The following is a 21431-nucleotide window of genomic DNA, read 5'->3' as shown; positions in this document are numbered from 1 at the left end:
AAAATTTAAAATACTTCGTTTAACTCTTTGTTGCCAGAATATTTACCAACGATTCTGAGCATTAGCTTTTCCCCATATCAGAGTGGCTAAATAAGGATTGTCGATAAACGGATTGCGATTGCCTTGTGCTTGCTGAATAACCTCATTGCGGTTGATTTCAATAGCAGACACAGGGTCTTCGGCATTCCACTTCAGGAGCAAATCAACACCCTCTCTCGAGATATCTTCTCCTAAATCCTCGTTGTAGCGTAGGTTCAGATATAGTACCATTCGGGCTACATCACCCTTCCACTCATCACCGGGATACCAGCTGTCGCCGTTGACTAACGTTGCCTTACCACTGCCACTGGCGAACGGATGATTGCCACGCCTTGAGTTTACATTCATATCGCAATACCTCAGATGATGCAAGTCACCTTTGGCAGTGTTGCCAATTTTGGATTGTGGGTAAACGTGTTCCGTATTCACATCTTTACTTCGGGAGCTACGTACTTCACCTGTGTAGATTAACACCACCTTGTTAGCATCACTTGCTGAACGGTCGGCAGTGGGCAAATATTTGTGCCGACTGCTATACTCCAGAAAAGTTGAGTGCTTTGTAATGGTAAGTGTAGCCAATTCATCATATAAAGCCCGTCCTGCTTTGGTAAAATCCACCGATTTGTAATAATTCTGCAAGGCGGGAGGAATGTTAAAAGAGGTGTTATTGGTAGGCTCTTTTTCAGTAGTGAAATGGTGTTTAAGGTCAGTTGCACCTCCTTTGCCATCGTGTGCGGTGATGATAATGTTATAAGTGGTGTTGGGCTTTAGTTTGGAGAACGTATAATGTGTGGCTTCCACGCCTCTGACATCAATATTATCACCTTTGATGGAATACGTAACATAATCGCCATCGGGATCAACGGCTTTCGTCCAGGCAATTGTTGCCACGTTGGGAGTAACATTGGTTACCCTAATGGCAAAGGCATTGGGCGGTCGGTTACTATTGTCTGTTGATTTAGAACTGCAAGCGGTAAGTAAGCAAGCAGTGAGGAACATTATTTTATTCATAATAGATACTGTTTTTTATGCGTGCCAAAGGTATGAAAAAATATGGGAAACAGAGCATTTGTGCTAAAGCTAAATGTTTCGCACTCCCTACATCAGGCAACTTAAACGGGAAAAAACCTTTGCTTTATTCTGTTAAAGCAAAGGTTTTTTATATGTAGGTATCAATTAAAATGCTTTAATTCGGTACATCATTCCGATGCTGAATCGGTTGGAATGTGTGTTAAACGAATCCCTTGCATAGCTGTACTTACGACCCACATAGGTTGCAAAGAAACGCAAATCTTGGTCTTTGAACGGCATATATTCAATCCCTAAGAAATAGCCAAAGGAGTTACGCTTACTATCCATAAAACCAGCAGGAATGTCCTTACCTACACGGGCTGTCTCGTACATAAACTTACCAAATACATTCCAATTTTCGTGTGGCTGATATTCGGCTTTGGTTACAAAGGAGTTATAAGTGGTACCTTTTAGAGCTCCTGTGTGTTTGATTCCAATAGCATCTGTATAGATTCCAGTGTATCCGAATCTGTCGAGACCTTGATTAGCTAGCATATAATCAAAGAACATCTGGAACTTAGGCAGGTTTAACATAGTACCAAGCATCACTTTGGAGCTGCTGTGGTTTTCAGCTTCCTGTTCGTACCCTATGCCCCAACGTGTTTGTATAAGTCCGTCCCACATTGAGCCATTCCAATTGAAGATATAGGCAAGCGGTGCATTAGTTGTTCTTATATCCTTGTTATCAGGGTAAAGCTCATTAAATCTATTTGTACGGCTGTTCGTTACCTGAAAGTTCAGTTCGTGGTTTTCATCAGGAGTATAGGTAAGCATTCCACCCACCATAAAATTATCCATATGCTCTACGTAATCAGAGTATTCATAGATATTCATTGGGTTAAGGTCAAATTCATATCCACCCCACGCCTGACACATTTTCCCTGCGGTAACCGTCCATTTTTCATTTAAGTGGAAACCTGCATACATCATATCGGTAGCACGGGCAAGGTTATCAAGAGAAGACCCTCCGCTTGAACGATTTAGACGATGACGAAGACGATAGAATATACGCTCGTTAATGTTTCCTCTGAATTCCAACCGAAGTTGTCTTGCTATAAAACCAAAGTGTGTATCTGTATCTTTTACAGTTGTAGCATCAAAACTTGACTGAAAATTCAGATATACATTAAACTTATCGGACTTCGTTTTCAGCTCATCAATTTGCTCCTGAAAGCCCTGTTGTGCAAATACAATGCTTCCTGCCAAGAAAGCCATTGCTGTGTATATGTTTTTCATAATTAGTAGAATTAAATATAATAATGGTTTAGTATTTCATTACAATTGTAAAACTGCTGTGCTTTTGTTTTTTATCGTCAGTATGTTTTGCATTGTAAAGATAGGTTTGTTTGCTTAAACGTGCTTATACAATCTTCATAAAAAGGATTATAGATAATCTCCCACTCGGGTGAGTGTGCTACCATTGCTCGGGTGAGTGTTGCTATCGCACTCGGTTGGGTGGGAGTATCTTGCTTTAACTAACAGTTATAGTCCCTTCAAAGATAGTCTTTCTTGGTTCTTTCAGCAGAGATTTCCCTTGACTGAATTGAGTAACAATACTCAGTTCGTACGACCCTGATTCCAAATCAGGTGGGATAAGAATCAAAAGTCGTGAAGGTTCATTCAGTACAATGTCTTCCTCAGGGAGTTTTGTCTCTCGGCTTGTGTCGATATTTCGTAGGTAAATTCCGTTAGTGGGTGAACTTCCTGCAATTTTGAGATAAGCTCCTTTGATTTCTACATTTTTCCCTTTCGTGATAGAACCATCAGTCTTCTTTGTAGCACTATCAGTGATGCTTAATATGGTCATCGGGTCGGCCTGTACACCAAGTATTTCTACTAAGGTTTGTGTTACTTCCTTGCGTAGTTCAGCACCTTGTGTAATGCTTATCTGTACGTTGTGTATTTCTGGATTCCACGTTTTGTCGCGGAACACGCCTCGTATGGTGGGGCGCATATACACCAATCCAGTATTCACATTGTAGCCTTCCAATACCATTTCCGCTACTTTACGATTAAATCGGCTGATAATGTCCTGAGCCGTTTCTGTACGTATCTCCATACCTTCTTCTTTAAGGCGTTGGATAATGTCCTGAGTCGAAATGCTCCCAACGGTAACAGGTACCGCTATAAAGTCGGTCGTGTCTCCCTTTGTCAAAAGATTGGGTTTAAGCCACGCTTTCATCTTGCTCATATGAATTGAATTTTAAAGTTACGATGTTAATTCTATGATGTGTGTATGTCTTTGTAATACTTCTTTCTATGTTGGTTTCTTACCTCAGAAAACATTTTTATACCATATATATTATATAGGTGTAGTATTTCTCCGTATAGAAAGTATATTTTTTAGGCATACATTACTATCATTTTGATAATAAGGATAAATCATTGTTTCAGTACTCGTTGAAGTACTGTTGTATTTGTTTCCAGTCTTTCGTTTTAGTAAGTGCGAGCATCAGCAATACGCGTGCTTTTTGCGGATTGAGGTTCTGTGCTGCTACGAAATGATGCTTAGCATCGTCCACTTCTGCATCAAGAGTGGTTCCTCCAAACGGTACACGAGAAGACCTAACCACTTGAATACCTTTTTGCTGAGCTTTTACAGCTAAATCAAACAACGTGTGGTAGAAGTTTCCATTCCCCACTCCTGCATATACGATACCGTCAAACTTCGCATCGATGAAGGCTTTCATAGGTAATTCGGACATATTGGCATATCCGTACACGATGCCTACTTTTGGTAATGATTTGAGGTTGTCCACGTTGAACACGGATTGCGTGGTGTGCTTGCTTTGAGGAGTTGCCCCGAAGAAGGGTTTTCCGTTGTGCAAGTAAGCCAACTTACCATAGTTCGCCCCTTGGAAGGTTTCTACTGCGGTAGTGTTGGTTTTAACCACATCTTTTGCCCCCAATACGATGTCGTTCATACATACCATAACGCCTCTGCCGGAAGCACTTGGGCTTGCTGCTACTGCTACGGCATTGTATAGATTGGCAGGACCATCAGCACTCATACCCGTAGCTGGACGCATTGCCCCTACCATCACCACAGGCTTGTTGCTGTGAACGGTAAGGTTTAGGAAGTACGCCGTCTCTTCCATTGTATCAGTACCGTGTGTGATAACGACCCCATCATAACCTTCCTTATTAAGGAGTTCATTGATGCGTTTTGCCAATTTTAGCCATACGTCATCGTTCATATCTTGCGACCCGATTTTAACGAGTTGCTCTCCGCTCACCTCTGCAAGGTTCTTTACCTCAGGAACGGCTTGCAACAATTGGTAAATACCGAGCTCACCCGCCTTGTAACTACTCTCGGTAGATGATTTGCTCACTCCGGCAATGGTACCTCCCGTTGCAATAATACGTATCTTCGGTTTCTGCCCGAAGACTGCCACAGACATCATTAAGCATAATGCAAGGGCAATTTTCCTTAAAGTTTTTTGCATATACTAATTATTTTAAATGTATTTCGATAGATATTGTGTTAGGCATTTAGTTTGGTGTTATCCCATTGTCAGTACAATAACATATCCTACGGCAAGGGCAACAATAGTAGCTACAAAGCCTGGTATTTGGAATGAATGATTTAGCACATACTTGCCAATGCGGGTGGTTCCCGTACGGTCAAAGTTTATCGCTGCCACTACCGTTGGATAGTTGGGAATGAAAAAATATCCATTTACAGCAGGGAACATTGCTACCATTGTCATTGGCGGAATTCCTAATGCTATTCCCAGCGGGTATAACGTCCGTACGGTAGCTGCTTGGCTAAATAACAAAATGGACATTACAAACAAGGCCAATGAGAACAAGAACGGATATTCGGTTACAATATGTTCAATACTTGATTTAAAGAACTCTAAGTTGCCTTGAAAGAAGGTGTCGCCCATCCAAGCAATCCCAAATATAGCGATAACGGCTTGCATTCCCGCTAAAAAAACGCTTCCTTTCACGGCTTTGGTAACGTCAGCCTTTGCAATGATAAAGATAAGCCCAGCCACCGTCATCATCACAATTTCTATAATCTCAGGCATTCCCAATCGGCTTCCGTCAGCAAATGCAGGTCGTAATGAAGCAACCGAACCAAACAACACGATAGAGAGTACCCCACATAGGAATATCCATACAGCCGTTTTGGCCTTGCGTTGCTGTTGCGGGTCAAGTGCTTTTTTCTTATCTTGCGAGTTGCCAATGGTTCCTTCTGCCAGTCTGCGTTGGTATTCAGGATCTTTTTCAAGTGGCACCCCGATGAAATTGACAACGAATGCCCCTACGATAACACCTATCAGCGTTGCCGGAATACACACCATTAATATATCACTGAGTTCCACCCCGTGCGTGCCAAGCAGGTCTTTGCTAAGTAGTGCCGCAGTTGCCGCCGAAATGGGGCTTGCAGTGATGGCTTGTTGCGAGGCTATTACCGAGATGCTCATTGGGCGTTCCGGACGTACCTTGCTTTCGGTAGCAATTTCGGCTATGATGGGCAGAAGTGAATATGCCACGTGTCCCGTACCGGAAAAGAAAGTAAAGAAATAGCATACCACAGGTGCGAGGAAAGTAATCGCAGAGGGATTCTTACGCAGGATTTTTTCTGCCACTTGTACCAGATAGTCCAACCCGCCCGCCGATTGCAGTGCCGATGCTGCAGTGATTACGGCTACAATCATAAGCATAACGTCAATGGGAGTACTGCCCGGTTTCAGCCCGAACACGAAAACTAAAACGGCTAACCCCATTATACCGAAGATTCCCAGTCCGATACCCCCAACACGGGCACCAATGAAGATGGCAGCTAACACAACGAAGAGCTCAATGTAAATTAACAATTCCATAATTAATGTTCTTTTGTGTGCTAAGATAATGAATATTTCTCAAATATAAAAGATATTTTTGTGTAAAATGCAAAAAGTATCACACTTGCAGATGATAATCACTTTGAAGCTCGTATGCGGACAAAAAGAAAATCAGGAATCGGCTTAATTGCTCGGATTCCTGATTTTGTATTGTTTAATTTTCGTCGTCCCAGTATTTGATGAATTCCTTGATGAGTTTTGCGGGATTTGCTTTTTTGGTCCATCGTATGGGTTCGTCATAGTATTCCAGTTCGTGTATGATGATTGGAATATCGTGTTCGAAAGTTTTTTCTATTACTTTTTCTTCAAAGAGCTTCTTGGCGATGGCAATAATCTCATTAATGAATTCTTTTCGGAATTTCTCGCCTTTTTTTAAGATTTTCTCGTAGAGTGCTTCATCTTCTTCCATTGCTCTTTCGTTTTCTTCCTCAGTGTAAAAGTGGGGCGATGCTGCAAACCAATTGCTTAAAAGAGTGTCATTTTCACCACCAACGGTTTCGATTTCATTTTGGAGCCAGTAGGCAAAGTTCCATTTTGCTTCTTCTTTAGTGCTGGCATTGTACGCTTCTTCCTTAAAGTTGGAAAGAGTGTTGTAGCCTAATGTAATTTTGGGGTAGCGTTCATCATCATCGCAATAAAACCAGAAGGATAGGGCATATACATCTTTTACATCTTCTTCGTTGGCAATATTTTCAATTGCTGTTTTTAACTTGTCGTAACTTGTTTTCGCAAAAATGTCTTTTTTGTTTTCCATTCGCTTTGTATTTTGTTATTTGATAATTGTTTGATAATAAGCTAATTTGTGTTTCAAATTTTCAGCAAAAAGAAACCAGATATTTCTGAAATTACAAAACATCTGGTTTTTCCGATAAATAAAGGTATTATGATTGTTATTTCTCTTTTTTTCTTCTTTTGTGTTCTTGCATCAATAGGGAAAGTTCGCGTCCCATTTGTCCTGCTACTGAGGTGTTTTCCTGTGCTCTGCGAATCAGATAAGGCATTACCTCACGCACAGGACCAAAAGGAAGATATTTAGCTACATTGTATCCTAATTTTGCCGCATTAAAACTGATATGGCCGCTCATTCCGTAGAGTTGGGCAAGCCAAACACGCTTGTCGTTGTGTTTCAGTCCTTTTTTGTCCATCAAATCCATCACTAAAGCCGAACTTTTCTCATTATGCGTTCCGGCAAAGAGCGAAATGCGGTCGGTATGATCAAGAATATAGGTAATGGCGGCATTGTAATTATCATCAGTGGCTTGTTTTGATGTACAAATAGGGGAGGTGTAGCCTTTTTCGGCGGCTCTTTCATTTTCTTTTTCCATATATGCCCCTCGAACTACTTTCACTCCTATGTAAAAACCATTGGCTGTGGCACGCTCGTGAAGTCCTTTTAGGTAGGGTAATCGGTCGTGGCGATACATTTGCAAAGTGTTGTAAACGATGGCTTCTTCTTTATTGTATTTTTGCATCATTTGTTCAATCAAATCATCGGCAGCGGTTTGCATCCAGCTTTCTTCGGCGTCAATCATAATAGGAAGTTTATAAGCAGCTGCTTTTGCACAGGCTTGATCGAAGCGTTCCACAATTCGTTCCCACGCTTTTTGTTCTTCTTTAGTAAGAGGTTGTTTTTCAGATATTTTCTGGTAGATTGAAATTTTTCCGAATCCCGTAGGTTTGAAAACAGCAAACGGAGTTCCTGTATTTCGGTTTTGATGCACGAAATCAATAATTTCCATCGTTTTGTTAAAAGTGGCTTCAAATGAAGCTTCGTCTTCTTTTCCCTCAACGGAATAATCCAAAACGGAGCCTACACCTTTTTCGTACATCTTTTTGATAACAGGTTTGCAATCTTCTTCAGAAACGCCTCCACAGAATTGATTAAAAACGGTTTTTCGGATAAGCCATTCTACGGGCAGATGCATTTTCAAAGAAAAATTGGTCAAAGCCGTGCCAATGCCAATTAGCGTATTATTTCCGATAAAGCGGAAAAGCCAATAAGCTCTTCCCAATTCAAAATTGTCTTTTAGTGCGAATGCAGTTTTTGTGTCGCCAAATCGTGTCGCCATTGAAAAATTTTTTAATGCGTTAAAATTCAGTATTCTTTTATGGTAAAAACAAAAAGTGAAAATGAATCCAATTATGTTCGATTGATTTTCAGCATCGCAAATATATGTAATTTTTTGTCTGTATCTCATTTTTTCTGATTATTTTTACCCGAATTTTATTTTTGAAAAGGCATTTAAAAAAGATTGAAACCAAACATACAGAATATCAGTGCAAATGAAAAATATAGAATCAGTATATTTTAATGAAATTGGGTTTTCGTCTCTGAATAATTTGTTACAAGAGAAGAAATATTCAAAGATATTTATACTGGCAGATGAAAATACAAATCGGTGTTGTTTGCCATTATTTTTACCGGAATTAGCAACGGAAATACCTATTGAAGTCATTGAAATTGAGGCAGGAGAAGAATTTAAAAATATAGAAACTTGTACGCAAGTGTGGTACGCTTTATCAGAATTGGGTGCAGACCGTAAAAGTTTGATAATCAATCTTGGCGGCGGAGTTGTAACCGATTTGGGAGGATTTGTGGCTTCAACTTATATGCGAGGTGTTGATTTTGTGAATGTTCCGACAACACTTTTAGCGATGGTTGATGCCTCTGTTGGCGGGAAAACGGGAGTAGATTTAGGGACTTTAAAAAATCAGATAGGAGTGATTAACAATCCTCTATTGGTTATTATAAATAGTCGTTTTTTAGCTACACTTCCTGCCGAACAATTACGTAGCGGAATGGCAGAAATGTTCAAACACGGGCTTATTCAATCCGAAAGTTATTGGAATAAAATGCTTAATTTGAGTGATTTGACCTTAAATGATTTAGACGATTTGATTTACGAATCTGTACTTATCAAAAATCGTGTAGTAAAGCAAGACCCTACGGAAAAGGGATTGCGGAAAACGCTTAATTTTGGACATACTTTGGGACACGCCATTGAATCGTATTGCTTACAAAACGCTGAAAGACAAACACTATTACACGGAGAGGCTATTGCTATCGGGATGGTTTTGGCAGTATTTCTTTCGGTTGAAAAGTTAGATTTTCCTGAAGAGAAATGTGTTGAAATCAAGGATATTTTAGGTCAGTATTTTGAAAAGCAGTATTTTACAGAAAATGAAATTGAACAAATCATTAGTTTGATGAAATTTGACAAAAAAAACTCACACGGGAATATTAATTTTGTTCTTTTGGAAGATATTGCCAAACCAAAATTAGATTGTTTAATAGAAAACGAATTGATTTACAGAGCGTTCAATTATTATATGCAATGATGAGAATTATAAGGAGATTATATATTTTATTTTTTATTTTGGGTTTCGGGCTGATATCGGCACAAACGTATTGGAAACGTACAGGATTGACAGATAGAAAAGAACAAAAACCAGGATATCAGTATTATACATTAGATAAAAAAGCTTTTGACGAGGCTTTGAATGTTACGAAGAGTTTAGCCGACAAAAAAGAAGTTTTAATTCAAATTCCTGATTGTAATGGTAATATGGAGAATTATCGTATTGAAAGAACACAAGTACTTTCGGAGAGTTTGTCAAAAAAATATACAGATATAAAAACGTACGTAGGTTTTTCAACTAAAAATCCTTCAAAAACGATTCGTTTTACGTGGTCGTCATTTGGCTTAAATGCAATTATGGGAGAAAATTTTGAGCTTTCTTTTATAGAATCTATTGATGATGAGGGAACTAAGTATAAGGTTTATCGTCGAAAATCTTCAGAATCTCAATACTTTGATTGTAAAACAATGGAAGAAGTTGAAGCTCGAAAGGGTAATAAAACCCGAAAAGCTACTTATCAGACAGACAATCGGGTGCGAACTTTCAGAATTGCCATTGCCACTACCCATCAGTACACGCAATACTTTAGAGGGAAAGATAGAGCTTTTGCACAAGTAGTCAGTACAATAAACCGAGTAAATCAGGTGTACGGGGCACAGTTATCAATTCAATTTCAGATAGTTTCGGATAAGTCTATTCTGTTTGATAGCGAAGCAGATGACCCTTTCAAGAACATTAATTACGATAATTGGTACAGTTCAGAATCGGGTGTGTTGCAAAGAACATTGGATGCGAAAGTAGGCTCGGCAAATTATGACTTAGGGCATTTATTCCACAATAAAAACTTAGGAGGAAATGCAGGTTGCATAGGTTGCGTATGTGAGACAGGACGAAAAGGGACAGCCTTTTCTTCGATTCGTTTCAGATCAGGTATGGATATGGATTTTTTTGACGTAGATATATTGTCTCACGAAATAGGGCATCAAATGGGAGCATATCATACATTTTCCTACGAATATGAGAATACAAGTTCCCAAGTGGAGCCGGGAAGTGGTTCAACGATAATGGGATATGCCGGAGTCATTGAAAATCACAATGTACAGAAAAAAACAGATGCATATTTTCATCACAGAAGCGTGTATGATATTATGCAGGTAGCTAAGAACAGGACTTGTGCTACAGAGGCTTCTTCCTCAAACAAATTACCTGAAATTGACAATTTAAGGAGTTATACAATTCCTCAAGGAACGGCCTATTTGTTGGAAGGTTCGGCTACAGACCCCGACGGAGACAAGTTGCTTTACACGTGGGAACAGTCGGACAGCAGAGGAAGTGCGGATTATTCATTCTCACCCACTTCAAAAAACGGAGCCATAGCACGTTCGCTTCCTCCTTCAACCTCCTCCAAACGTTACATTCCGCGATTAAGCCGTATTGTAGCAGGAAAACTTACGCAGACTAACCCACCTATCGGCTCGGAATGGGAAACCGTTCTGACTGTTGGGCGAACGCTTAATTGGTCGTTTATGGTTTTGGACAGAAAGCCGGCAACAAACACAATGGGAGGTACTGTTTATAAAACAATTCAGGTGGTTGTAGATGGCTCGGCAGGACCTTTTGAAGTAACCTCACATCGTGAAAATTCAAATTGGTTTGCAGGGCAGAATCAAACAATTACTTGGAATGTAGCCAAAACCAATACAGGCAACATAAATGCTAAAAAAGTATCTGTTTTGTTTTCAACCGATGGAGGAATTACCTTTCCGCATACATTGGCAAAGGGGCTTGAAAACAGTGGTAAAGCAAGAGTTTCCATTCCCGAATCGCTTCGAACTACGAAAGGAAAATATATGATTAAAGCTGATGATAATATCTTTTTGGCTGTAAATTCGGGAGTAATCACAATCAAAGATGATGAGGATACTGATGGAGATGGCATTCCGTCAAGTAAAGATAACTGTCCTGAGATTCCAAATCCTGATCAGCTTGATTTGGATAACGACGGCATCGGGGATATTTGCGACGATGATTGGGACGGGGACGATGTGCCTAACGAGAAGGATAACTGTCCTAAAACGGCTAACAATGACCAATCCGATTTGGATAAAGACGGAGTCGGCGATGTTTGTGATGACGATATTGACGGCGACGGTCTTTTAAATGCAGATGATAATTGCCCGATGGTGTACAATCCCGATCAAGCCGATTTAGATGAAGACGGAATCGGAGACCTTTGTGATGACGACATTGACGGGGACGGAATAGTAAATTCTGACGATACATCGCTGGATTATGTGTTGATTTCCAATGCCTTTTCTCCTAATGAAGATGGTGTGAATGATTATTTCACGATTCTTCGGGCTGAAAAGTATCCGACAAATACACTTCGGGTATTCAATCACTTAGGGCAATTGGTTTATGAAACGAAAGGTTATAAAAGTCAATGGAACGGTATAGGAAATAATGGCAATAAAGTTCCGCAAGGCTCTTATTTCTATATATTTACGTTAGATAATACAGAAATACATAAACGACAAGGCTGGATATTTATCAATTATTAAAGGTAGGATATTTATTAATTATTAGAAGATGAAAAAACGCATTCAAAACATCATATTTATAGGATTGAGTATTCTGGCAATAAATAGGCTGAAAGCACAAGAACCGAGCTATATATTTTACAATCAGCATAAAAATCTGGTCAATCCGGCTGCGGTGGGAACGGAAAAAGGACATACGATTTCCATAGATATTCGTAACCAATGGCAAGGAGTGGTTGATGCTCCCCAAACCCAAACCTTCTTTACCACGCATAAAATTAATGACCGCATAGGTTTAGGATTTTCCATAGCAAACAACAAAGTTTTTATACAAAAACAAGCGGGTATTTATGCCGATTTTTCATATTCGTTACAGATAAGCGACAGCACCAAAATCTACACGGGATTGAAATTCGGGGGTGATTTTTTTAATATCGACGGAAGCCGCATTCACACTTACACCACTCCGCACAACACGCACTATGACCCGTATTTGCAAACCATTTCAGGAAAATTCCAAGTAAATATAGGAACGGGAATTTTTTATGAGCATCCTAAGTTCTATTTTGGAGTATCCATACCTAATTTGTTGGCTTCCAAAGAAGTTAAACTGAAGGACGACGTGATGACTTCGGTGGCAGAAAGGCTTCATTTTTACGCTTTGGGCGGATATCATTGGAGTCTTTCCAACGAATTTTCCTTAAAACCGATGCTTCAGGCTCGTTTTGCAAAAGATATCAGCCCGTCGTTTGATTTTACTATAGCAGGCGTGTATCTTAAAAACAGCGAAATAGGGGTAACTTACCGCACTGATAGTGCTTTGGGCGGATACGTTCTGTTTTTTATTCCGAAATACTTTCTGGGAGTGGGATACGGATATGAGAGTGTTACGCGTTCGCAGTTAAATTTGTACGCACGCAACTCGCACGAATTTTTGGTTCAATTCAAGTGGTAAGAATTGCTGTAACGAATCCTCATAGAAGCGGGAATAATTCTCAAATAAATTTATACGGAATCATAAAAATTTCTTGACGGGAGAAAAATAATTTCTTCCCGTGAGAAAATAAATTTCCTGACGTCAAGAAATTTTTAGCTTGACGTCAGTTTTTTTATAATGTGTTTGAAGGAAAGATTTTTTCGTTATGAAACTTCTGTTGAAAGTCGGTTTTTGCCTTGAAGATTATCTATCGAGAAGAACAACTTTCATCTTCACATCACGTTTAGGCCATTCGCTCTTTTCGTTGGTTTCCACCTGATTGATTTTATCAACGACGTCCATTCCGTCAATAACCCTACCGAAGGCAGTGTAATTTCCGTCCAAGTGATACGCACCGGGGCTTTGCACCACGATAAAAAACTCATAAGGAGAAGCAAATTGATGCGGGTTATCAATATCACTGCTTGGCATCGAAACAATTCCGCGATGATGCTTGAATCCTTTTTTGGTGTCGGGAGGAAGTAAATAATAGCCTATCTTTTGGCGTTTTTTACGAATGTCCCAGCCATCGGAATTTCCGCCTTGAATTACAAAATCTTTTACAACCCGATGAAAAACCGACCCGTCAAAATATTGTTGTTTGGTCAGAAAAATGAAATTCGCCCGATGATACGGAGTTTCGTTAAATAGTTCAATATCAATATTTCCATAGTCGGTAATGATACGAACGTACCGCTCTTTATTTTCCTTCTCATAGTTAAACAAAAAGGGGATAACGCTTTGTGTATTCAGTGTTTCGAGGGGTTTTTCCTTTTTTTCTTTTTTTTCAGATGTTTTTTCTTGGCTTTTAGCAGATTGAGCGACGCTTTTCTTTTTCTCGGATTTTGCAGAGTTTTCGCCACAACTCACGGCAAGAAAAGTGAGAAATAACGGGAGAAAATATTTAAACTTCATTGAAAAAATTCTTTAAAATACTGATGGTTTGCAATTTATCTTCGATAAACGACATATGTCCTCCGTCAAGCAGAGAGTAAGTCGCCCCGATTTCGTTTGCCAAAGCAGCCAATTCTTCGTGAGGAATTAACGCATCTTTTTTCCCAATGATGAAGTGTTTTGGAGTGTGTAATGCTTTTAGAATGAGGGTTCTGTCAGGTCTGTCTTTCATTCCTAAGGAAGCCGCTTTGATGCCTTCGGCGGGAGTTTGCAAAGCGATATTGATGATTTTTTCTATTTTCTCTTTCATCAATAGTTTGTTTTCTTCACTAAATAAATTAGTTACGGAATTGCGAATAAAAAAAGTTTTGTCGTTATCAACCAAATTTACAACCCGTTCCCGATTTGCTTTTTTCTCGTCAGAATCGGGCAGGGGAGTGGAATTCATAAGTATGACTCCCTTTACTTTCTGCGGATACTTTTCTGCAAAAGCCAAACTTACGTAGCCTCCCATCGAATGCCCGACCAAGATGCATTCTTCTATGTTTTCATTTTCCAGAATAGAAAGGACTTGTTGAGCCATCATTTCCATCGTATGGATTTTGGAAATTGCGGGCGTTTTTCCGTGTCCGAGAAGGTCAGGAACGATAAGATGAAAATCCTTCTCAAGTACTTCGATTAGTTCGTTCCATACTTTGCAACTCTCTAAAAATCCGTGTAGTAGAATTACCGTTTTTCCTTTTCCTGCCTTTTTGTAAAAAGAATTGTACTCCATCGGAAATAAAATTTTGGTTAAAAAGAATTGCTACAAAGGTAGGATATTATTTCTGAAAAAACTAAAAAAATAGGCTACCCAGAAAGCGGATAGCCTAAATTTATAGGTTAGTAGATAGAATTTGTCAGAATAATTTTGCTGATAAAGTAAATAATAAATTACTTCTTGTGGATGAAATTTTTGCCGGAGTGGTCAAAACGGCTTCATACATTTGGAACATATTATCTTGTTTTGCAATATCGTATGAAACGTCCAGACGAATGCCACCAAAAGAATAACCCGCCCCGAAAGAATATCCGTTAAGGTCCCCCACATATTTGGAATTTCCTTTATAAGGACTTTTTTCGTAACGCCATCCGGCTCGTAGGTTGAGCGACTTTATGCGGTACTCTCCACCAAAACGAATTGATGAGGAACTTCCTAATTCACGCTGAATAATAGTATTTTCGTTGTTTATTCCGCTACCAAAATGGATATTACCATAATCTTTGTACACGTAATCTAAGCTAATTAAACCTTTTTTCCCAAATATGTAAGCAATACTTCCTGTCCACGAACCCGGAGTTCTGAGTTTATATTCGTCATAAACAGCAATTATATTTGGATTTGCAAAAAATTCTCCTTTGTTTGTTTCGAGATATTGAGTAGTTTCATCTTGTAAACGATACCAAGTTGGAGAAGAGTAAGTTAATCCCATACGCAATTCCTTAGTAATTTTTGCAATTGCCCCCAATTGAAAAGAAAATCCGCTACCTGTGGTTTTTAATTCATTTTTGAAAAAAGCACTCTTAATATTTGAATTTGTTTCATAAGATTCACTGTGTGATGTAACGCTATGGTAATCAACTTGATGTGAATTTAAGTTAATTCCTAAATAAATGTCATCTCCGTACTGGGTGGCAAAATTAAAATTGTATTTTGCAATCTCACCCCTTGTGAATACACTGAAAAATTGTTTTGTAGTCGTTCCTTCTGATACGTTTTTAACATATTCAGTTTCTTGTAAAATATCATCTGCTAATTGATCTGAATCTGAAGTAGATATTTCACGTCTTCCAATTTTAGGATCAACTAAGCCTACTGTATATCCTAAAATGGCATTGCGTAACTTGAAAGCTCTATTTGAACTTCCCATTCTATCATAAAGTTCCGAAAGAGAAGCTTCACCCACTTTGACTTTATTTTTGTACTCATCAAGCATCAAGTCCTGTTGTTGAACTCCGCTTGCATAATATAAGAAATAATCACTTAAATTATTATTTGTGGTAGTTTCGCCGAAATACAAATCTCTCTCATCAAAGTTTTTAGCTGTTTGATAGTTGAAAGTTAAAGAAAACTTTTTCCATTTAGCATCTTTGCTATAATTCGGAATTGAAAAAGCAGCCCCAAATTGACTGAAGGAAAAGTCAGATGACTTACTTTCACTTTTTGTTGAAAGATATGTGTTTTTATCTTTAAAAGTTTCGTTTCCAATGGTAAATCCGATTTCACTTCCTGAAAAAATGGCACTTCCCGCAGGGTTTATTCCTATGGCAGAAAAGTCTCCTCCTAACGCCCCAAAAGCCCCACTCATTGACTTAAAACGAGCTGTTCCGTTTAAATCTTCGGTTGAGTAACGCAAAGCATCGGTAATATTTTGGGCAGAAACCGCCATTCCAGTCAAAAATAATGCTGTTAAAAAAGTATTTTTCATATTACAAATATATTATATCTTTTAGACTAATGATTTTAATAGCTTCTTCGTGTAGTTCCACTTCCGTTACTTCGGTTGCCACTATTGCTATTACTGCTTGGACTGTACGAACGAGAAGAATTGTTATTATAGTCTCTATTTGAATTATAATTTCTGGAAGAGTTATCATTATTACGATTATAGTAATTATAATCATTATCATTTCTTCTGTTGTAAGGTCTTGAATCAGAATTGTTTCTGTGTTGATTAGGAGAATAGGTTCTCGAATAATTTCCTTGTCTGTTATTATTATAACGATTATCATCACCTCTACGTCCTACCGTAGGTGAATATCTTCGGCTATCATTTCGATAGTAGTAACCTCTGTCATAATATCTTCCATCATTATAATATCTTGGATAATATCTTCCACCATAATAGTAAGGATAATAGCCATATCCATAATGAGGGTAATAACCTCTGTCGTAATATCCATATCCGTAACGGTCATACCAATTCCAATAAGGATTGTAGTAGTTTCCCCAACCTATTGAGAATCCCCAGTTTAGCCTATTTCTGTAATGAGGATAATAACCATATCCGTAATAGCTCTCATAAGGATACCAAGCTCCATAACCCCAGTACGAATTGTATCCATAATATGGATAATTCCAATTATTATCATATATATTTACAGTTACTTGGCTAGGGTTGCTTCCCCATCCGGCGTAAGCCTTTCTTTCTGGATTAGTGTAAAAATCAGAAGTATAGGCATCTACATCAGTAAAGTGTGTGAAACTTTCTTCAGTGTTACTGTATTGTTCTGCTTTTTCTCTGAAATAATCTCTGTATTTACTTCGAGGAGTGTGAATATTCCTTGAAGGGTAATTGTTGTAATGTTCAACTACAGTTACTCGCTCGGGAGGAACTTCACCGTAAATTCCGTCGCTGTAATAAACATAGTACGACCCACAAGAGGCAAGCAAAGCAGGTAAGGCGAATATACCTAAAAATTTCGCCACATTTCTTTTGAGTTTGTTATTCGTTTTCATAGCTAAATAATTTTTAATTCTAAAAATTTAATTAATTCTTCAAACATCTTCTCAATATTTCGGAATGATGTAATGTTAGGAAGATTTTTTTTTATTGTGAATCTTCATATTTTAAAGCACAATATTTGTGCCAAACAATGTTTATCAGCTTATATTTCAAATTAAAAATTCATTTTTTTTAGATAATAATTTTTTATGAGCGAAAATTTGTTGAAGTCTATCTCATTACACAAACCAAATAAAACAGAAAAACAAAGCCTTTTATTGTTGTTATGTTTTTGATTATTAGTGTGTTAATTTGTTTTTTCAAAATGTTTGTTTGATAAAATAGTTTACTGAGTTTGGAATTATTCATTTTTGAAAAGGAAAACGACTTTTATAACTTTCAAATTTCCGAAGAAGACCTTATCTTTGCAACCTATTTATTTTTCTAAAAAATGTCAAAAAGATATACCATTACGGCAGCTTTGCCTTATACCAACGGACCTATACACATCGGTCATTTAGCGGGAGTTTATGTGCCTTCGGATATTTATGCTCGTTATCAGCGGTTGAAAAACAACGATGTAGCTTTTATTTGCGGAAGTGATGAGCACGGTGTAGCTATTTCTATTAAAGCTAAAAAAGAGGGAGTTACGCCACAGGAAATTATTGATAAATATCACAACATTATCAAAAAATCGTTCGAAGATTTTGGAATTTCGTTTGATAATTATTCACGAACTTCGCTTCCCGTTCATCATAAAACGGCTTCCGATTTTTTCAGAAAATTGTACGAACAAGGTGATTTTATTGAAGAAGTTTCTGAGCAATTGTATGACGAACAAGCTCAGCAATTTTTGGCAGACCGTTTCGTTACTGGAACTTGTCCTAAGTGTTCAAATACAGAGGCTTACGGAGATCAATGCGAAAAATGTGGAACATCATTGAATGCCACCGACTTAATAAACCCGAAATCGACCATCACAGGAACCAAACCTACACTTAAAGAAACCAAACATTGGTTTTTACCTTTGAACCGTTATCAAAAATTTATTGAAGAATGGATTTTAGAAGGACATAAAAAAGATTGGAAACCAAATGTTTATGGTCAAGTAAAATCGTGGCTTGATGATGAACTTAAGCCTCGTGCCGTTACGCGTGATTTGGATTGGGGAATTCCTGTTCCGGTTGAAGGGGCTGACGGAAAGGTGCTTTACGTTTGGTTCGATGCTCCCATCGGATATATTTCATCAACAATTGAATGGGCTGAGCGTGAGGGCAAAGATTGGCAGCCTTATTGGAAAGACAAAAATACAAAATTGGTTCACTTTATTGGTAAGGACAATATTGTGTTTCACTGTATTATATTTCCGTCGATGCTTAAAGCCGAAGGAAGTTACATTTTGCCTGATAACGTTCCTGCCAATGAATTTTTGAACTTGGAAGGAGATAAATTATCAACATCTAAAAATTGGGCGGTTTGGTTACACGAATATTTGCAAGACTTTCCGAATCAGCAAGATGTGTTGCGATATGTTTTGACAGCTAATGCCCCTGAAACCAAGGATAATGACTTTACGTGGAAAGATTTTCAAGCTCGGAATAATAATGAATTAGTAGCGATTTTTGGGAATTTTATCAATCGGGTTACGGTTTTGACTCATAAATATTACAATGGAATTGTTCCGGAACCTAACGAGTTTACTGAAACAGATTTGCAAACATTGGCTTTAATGAAAGCTTTTCCTGAATTGATTTCCAATTCAATAGAGCGTTACCGATTCCGTGAAGCTTCACAGGAATTAATGAATTTGGCTCGTCTTGGGAATAAATATTTAGCTGATGAAGAGCCTTGGAAGCTCATTAAAGAAAATCCTGAACGCGTAAAAACACAAATGTATGTAGCTTTGCAAATTGCCGGAGCGTTAGCCATACTTAGTGAACCTTTGTTACCTTTTACTTCTGAAAAATTAAAGAAAATGCTTCAATTTGATGATTTAAAAGTGAAAATACAGTGGAATGATATAGAAAAATGCGATAAAATTCTTTCAAGTGGTCATATTATTGGAAAATCAGAGCTTCTTTTTCAAAAAATAGAAGATGAAGCTATTGAAAAACAGCTCAAACGATTGGAAAATACTAAAATTGAAAACAAAAAAGAAGAAAAAATGTCAGTAGAACCTCAAAAAGAGTTGATTTCATATGATGATTTTATGAAAATGGATATTCGTATTGGGACAATTCTGGAAGCTGAAAAAATGCCAAAAGCGGATAAATTGCTTGTTTTGAAAGTAGATACAGGAATTGATGTGCGAACCATAGTTTCAGGAATTGCAGAAAGTTTTAATCCGCAAGATATTGTAGGAAAGCAAGTTACTGTTTTGGCAAATCTTGCTCCGCGAAAATTGAGAGGTGTTGAAAGCCACGGAATGATTTTGATGACAGAAAATTCAGCAGGAAAACTTGTTTTCTTGAATCCTGATAATGAAAATATTACAAATGGAGCTGTAGTCAAGTAATTCTGTTACAAAATTTTATCTGATGAAGATTTGTCAGATTAATAAAACAAAAAGAGTATTGCATAACAATACTCTTTTTATTTTTATCCACATTTACACTGATCGTCGTCCTTTCCGCAAGATTTTTTCTTTTTATTTGTTAAAAAAAATTTCTTTACGAGAAAAAAAACAGCAATCAAAACTAAAACATATGCAATAATTTCTTGTGTTGTCATTTTTAGTTTAATTTTTGTACAAAAATAGAAAAATAAAATCTATTTCTTACAAAATTCTTCAAAATATTGTCTTTCTAAACTTTCTCTGTGGTCAGGGTGGGCAATATCAATCATTGATTTAATTCGTTGATGAATGTTTTTGCTATGTAATTGACTTACACCATATTCCGTAACTACATATTGGACGTGCGAACGCGTTGTAACAACTCCTCCTCCTTTTTTTAAGAAAGGAACTATTCTGCTTTCACCTCTTTTGGTTACGGAAGGAAGAGCGATAATAGATTTTCCGCCTTCACTTAGCGAAGCTCCTCTTACAAAATCAACTTGACCACCGGTTCCAGAATACATTTGAGTTCCAATGGAGTCCGCACAAACTTGTCCCGTTAAATCAACTTCAATGGCTGAATTGATGGAAATCATTTTTGGATTTTGCCGTATTACTGATACTTCATTCGTATAGGAACATTCTCGGAGTTCTACAAACGGATTATCATCAACAAAATCATAAAATTCTTGCGAACCCATCATAAAAGAGGCAACTATTTTTCCTTTATCTATGTTTTTTTGAGAACCGTTTACGATGCCTTTTTTAATTAAATTTAAAACTCCATCAGTAAGTAATTCTGTATGAACACCTAAATTTTTCAAATGAGTCATTTGCGAGAGAGTTGCATCGGGAATACTTCCAATTCCTAATTGTATTGTGCTTCCGTCTTCGATTAACCCTGCGATGTGCCGCCCTATTTGATTTTCTGTTTCGTTCGTCGTGATAGCATTTACAGAAAATAAAGGTCTGTCATATTCAACCAGATAATCAATTTCGCTTATGTGGAGCATTCCGTCTCCGAAAATACGAGGCGTGTACTTATTAACCTGTGCTATAACATATTTTGCATTTCTGATAGCTGATTTACAAGCCTCTACAGACACACCCATCGAACAATATCCATTTTTATCAGGAGGCGAAACTTGAATCAGAACCACATCAACAGATATATGTTTTCTGTCAAATAATAAAGGTACATCGCTCAAAAAAACAGGTGTATACGTCCCATTTCCTGCTGCAATTACGTGTCGGACATTTTTTGATAGAAAGAAAGAATTTACGAAAAAACTATCTTTGTATTTCAGGTCAGCGTACGGAGCATCTCCTTCAACGTGAATATGTCCGATGGTTACATTCCTCAATTCAGAGGCACGTGCCACTAAAGCATCTACCAAGTGTGTTGGAACTGCTGCACCTCCTTGTATGTATATAAAATCATTGCTCTTTACTACTTTCAGAGCTTCTTCTGCGGTTGAGTATTTAGTCATATATGCTCGAAAAATTGGTTTTGTTGTGAAAAATGTATTTATAAGTTCCAAAATTACATTTTTTTTTCGAAATTCAAAATTTTTAAGCTTTTATGATGAAAAATGATATTTAAATTTTGAAGTTATCATTTTAGTTCGCTTTTTTAACTTCATTGATTATTTGTTAATT

General features: G+C 37.7%; 17 protein-coding genes. 4 read left to right on the top strand and 13 right to left on the bottom strand.

What is annotated here, in order from left to right; all coding sequences use genetic code 11:
• Positions 1-42: 42 nt before the first annotated feature.
• From GN105_RS11660 to GN105_RS11630, 7 genes are all read right to left on the bottom strand, one after another.
• Positions 43-1050 carry an endonuclease gene (locus GN105_RS11660; RefSeq protein ID WP_155285572.1) on the bottom strand — a complete coding sequence of 336 codons (1008 nt, stop codon included), beginning with the start codon at positions 1048-1050 and terminating at the stop codon, positions 43-45.
• Between the two features lie 165 nt (positions 1051-1215).
• Positions 1216-2346, bottom strand: coding sequence for a porin (locus tag GN105_RS11655; protein ID WP_155285571.1), 1131 nt, complete (start codon positions 2344-2346; stop codon positions 1216-1218).
• Between the two features lie 235 nt (positions 2347-2581).
• Positions 2582-3301, bottom strand: coding sequence for a DNA-binding domain-containing protein (locus GN105_RS11650; protein WP_155285570.1), 720 nt, complete (start codon positions 3299-3301; stop codon positions 2582-2584).
• Positions 3302-3500: 199 nt separating this feature from the next.
• Positions 3501-4556, bottom strand: a complete 1056-nt coding sequence (gene ansB, locus GN105_RS11645; protein WP_155285569.1) for an L-asparaginase 2 — start codon at positions 4554-4556, stop codon at positions 3501-3503.
• A 57-nt stretch (positions 4557-4613) separates the two neighbouring features.
• On the bottom strand, positions 4614-5942 hold the full coding sequence (locus GN105_RS11640; protein WP_155285568.1) for an anaerobic C4-dicarboxylate transporter family protein: 1329 nt from the start codon (positions 5940-5942) through the stop codon (positions 4614-4616).
• Positions 5943-6117: 175 nt separating this feature from the next.
• Positions 6118-6717, bottom strand: coding sequence for a hypothetical protein (locus GN105_RS11635; protein ID WP_155285567.1), 600 nt, complete (start codon positions 6715-6717; stop codon positions 6118-6120).
• A 136-nt stretch (positions 6718-6853) separates the two neighbouring features.
• On the bottom strand, positions 6854-8032 hold the full coding sequence (locus GN105_RS11630; RefSeq protein WP_155285566.1) for a proline dehydrogenase family protein: 1179 nt from the start codon (positions 8030-8032) through the stop codon (positions 6854-6856).
• 214 nt (positions 8033-8246) lie between these two features.
• On the opposite strand from GN105_RS11630, the gene aroB reads away from it, so the two are divergent.
• The 3 genes from aroB to GN105_RS11615 are packed head-to-tail and all read left to right on the top strand — an operon-like array spanning position 8247 to position 12818.
• Positions 8247-9302, top strand: coding sequence for a 3-dehydroquinate synthase (aroB, locus tag GN105_RS11625; RefSeq protein ID WP_155285565.1), 1056 nt, complete (start codon positions 8247-8249; stop codon positions 9300-9302).
• Positions 9299-11884, top strand: coding sequence for a reprolysin-like metallopeptidase (locus tag GN105_RS11620; protein ID WP_173015004.1), 2586 nt, complete (start codon positions 9299-9301; stop codon positions 11882-11884). Before aroB ends, GN105_RS11620 begins: the two co-directional genes overlap by 4 nt.
• Before the next feature lie 28 nt (positions 11885-11912).
• Entirely contained in the window at positions 11913-12818 is a 906-nt protein-coding gene (locus tag GN105_RS11615) for a PorP/SprF family type IX secretion system membrane protein (protein ID WP_155285564.1), read from the top strand.
• Positions 12819-13043: 225 nt separating this feature from the next.
• Here the strand turns inward: GN105_RS11615 and GN105_RS11610 are convergent, their stop codons facing one another.
• From GN105_RS11610 to GN105_RS11595, 4 genes are all read right to left on the bottom strand, one after another.
• Positions 13044-13754 carry a peptidylprolyl isomerase gene (locus GN105_RS11610; RefSeq protein ID WP_155285563.1) on the bottom strand — a complete coding sequence of 237 codons (711 nt, stop codon included), beginning with the start codon at positions 13752-13754 and terminating at the stop codon, positions 13044-13046.
• The gene (locus GN105_RS11605) at positions 13744-14508 is read right to left on the bottom strand and encodes an alpha/beta fold hydrolase (RefSeq protein ID WP_155285562.1); all 765 of its coding nucleotides are present in this window, start codon (positions 14506-14508) and stop codon (positions 13744-13746) included. Before GN105_RS11605 ends, GN105_RS11610 begins: the two co-directional genes overlap by 11 nt.
• A gap of 124 nt (positions 14509-14632) precedes the next feature.
• Positions 14633-16201, bottom strand: a complete 1569-nt coding sequence (locus GN105_RS11600; protein ID WP_155285561.1) for an OmpP1/FadL family transporter — start codon at positions 16199-16201, stop codon at positions 14633-14635.
• A gap of 35 nt (positions 16202-16236) precedes the next feature.
• Complete coding sequence (locus tag GN105_RS11595; protein ID WP_155285560.1) at positions 16237-17232, bottom strand: hypothetical protein; 996 nt, start codon at positions 17230-17232, stop codon at positions 16237-16239.
• A 437-nt stretch (positions 17233-17669) separates the two neighbouring features.
• Between GN105_RS11595 and metG the strand changes: the two genes are divergently transcribed.
• A complete protein-coding gene (metG, locus tag GN105_RS11590; protein ID WP_155285559.1) occupies positions 17670-19733 on the top strand; it encodes a methionine--tRNA ligase in 2064 nt (687 codons plus the stop codon).
• An 83-nt stretch (positions 19734-19816) separates the two neighbouring features.
• Here metG and GN105_RS13020 read toward each other — a convergent pair whose 3' ends face one another.
• Together GN105_RS13020 and GN105_RS11580 are read right to left on the bottom strand one after the other, a co-directional pair.
• Entirely contained in the window at positions 19817-19948 is a 132-nt protein-coding gene (locus GN105_RS13020; protein WP_155285558.1) for a FeoB-associated Cys-rich membrane protein, read from the bottom strand.
• Positions 19949-19987: 39 nt separating this feature from the next.
• On the bottom strand, positions 19988-21262 hold the full coding sequence (locus tag GN105_RS11580) for an acetyl-CoA hydrolase/transferase family protein (protein WP_155285557.1): 1275 nt from the start codon (positions 21260-21262) through the stop codon (positions 19988-19990).
• Positions 21263-21431: the final 169 nt, after the last annotated feature.

Origin of the sequence: Capnocytophaga felis (assembly GCF_009684755.1) — a bacterium.
GTDB classification, from domain to species: domain Bacteria; phylum Bacteroidota; class Bacteroidia; order Flavobacteriales; family Flavobacteriaceae; genus Capnocytophaga; species Capnocytophaga felis.
The sequence above is the reverse complement of the archived record's forward strand: the minus strand, read 5'-3'. Positions and strand labels throughout refer to the sequence as shown.

Excerpts from the sequence above, each read along its gene's own strand:
- GN105_RS11635 (WP_155285567.1), bottom strand. The coding sequence starts at position 6,717 with ATGGAAAACAAAAAAGACATTTTTGCGAAAACAAGTTACGACAAGTTA.
- GN105_RS11580 (WP_155285557.1), bottom strand. The coding sequence starts at position 21,262 with ATGACTAAATACTCAACCGCAGAAGAAGCTCTGAAAGTAGTAAAGAGC.
- GN105_RS11595 (WP_155285560.1), bottom strand. The coding sequence starts at position 17,232 with ATGAAAACGAATAACAAACTCAAAAGAAATGTGGCGAAATTTTTAGGT.
- aroB (WP_155285565.1), top strand. The coding sequence starts at position 8,247 with ATGAAAAATATAGAATCAGTATATTTTAATGAAATTGGGTTTTCGTCT.
- GN105_RS11615 (WP_155285564.1), top strand. The coding sequence starts at position 11,913 with ATGAAAAAACGCATTCAAAACATCATATTTATAGGATTGAGTATTCTG.
- GN105_RS11640 (WP_155285568.1), bottom strand. The coding sequence starts at position 5,942 with ATGGAATTGTTAATTTACATTGAGCTCTTCGTTGTGTTAGCTGCCATC.
- GN105_RS13020 (WP_155285558.1), bottom strand. The coding sequence starts at position 19,948 with ATGACAACACAAGAAATTATTGCATATGTTTTAGTTTTGATTGCTGTT.
- GN105_RS11620 (WP_173015004.1), top strand. The coding sequence starts at position 9,299 with ATGATGAGAATTATAAGGAGATTATATATTTTATTTTTTATTTTGGGT.
- GN105_RS11630 (WP_155285566.1), bottom strand. The coding sequence starts at position 8,032 with ATGGCGACACGATTTGGCGACACAAAAACTGCATTCGCACTAAAAGAC.
- GN105_RS11600 (WP_155285561.1), bottom strand. The coding sequence starts at position 16,201 with ATGAAAAATACTTTTTTAACAGCATTATTTTTGACTGGAATGGCGGTT.
- metG (WP_155285559.1), top strand. The coding sequence starts at position 17,670 with ATGTCAAAAAGATATACCATTACGGCAGCTTTGCCTTATACCAACGGA.
- ansB (WP_155285569.1), bottom strand. The coding sequence starts at position 4,556 with ATGCAAAAAACTTTAAGGAAAATTGCCCTTGCATTATGCTTAATGATG.
- GN105_RS11655 (WP_155285571.1), bottom strand. The coding sequence starts at position 2,346 with ATGAAAAACATATACACAGCAATGGCTTTCTTGGCAGGAAGCATTGTA.
- GN105_RS11610 (WP_155285563.1), bottom strand. The coding sequence starts at position 13,754 with ATGAAGTTTAAATATTTTCTCCCGTTATTTCTCACTTTTCTTGCCGTG.
- GN105_RS11650 (WP_155285570.1), bottom strand. The coding sequence starts at position 3,301 with ATGAGCAAGATGAAAGCGTGGCTTAAACCCAATCTTTTGACAAAGGGA.
- GN105_RS11660 (WP_155285572.1), bottom strand. The coding sequence starts at position 1,050 with ATGAATAAAATAATGTTCCTCACTGCTTGCTTACTTACCGCTTGCAGT.
- GN105_RS11605 (WP_155285562.1), bottom strand. The coding sequence starts at position 14,508 with ATGGAGTACAATTCTTTTTACAAAAAGGCAGGAAAAGGAAAAACGGTA.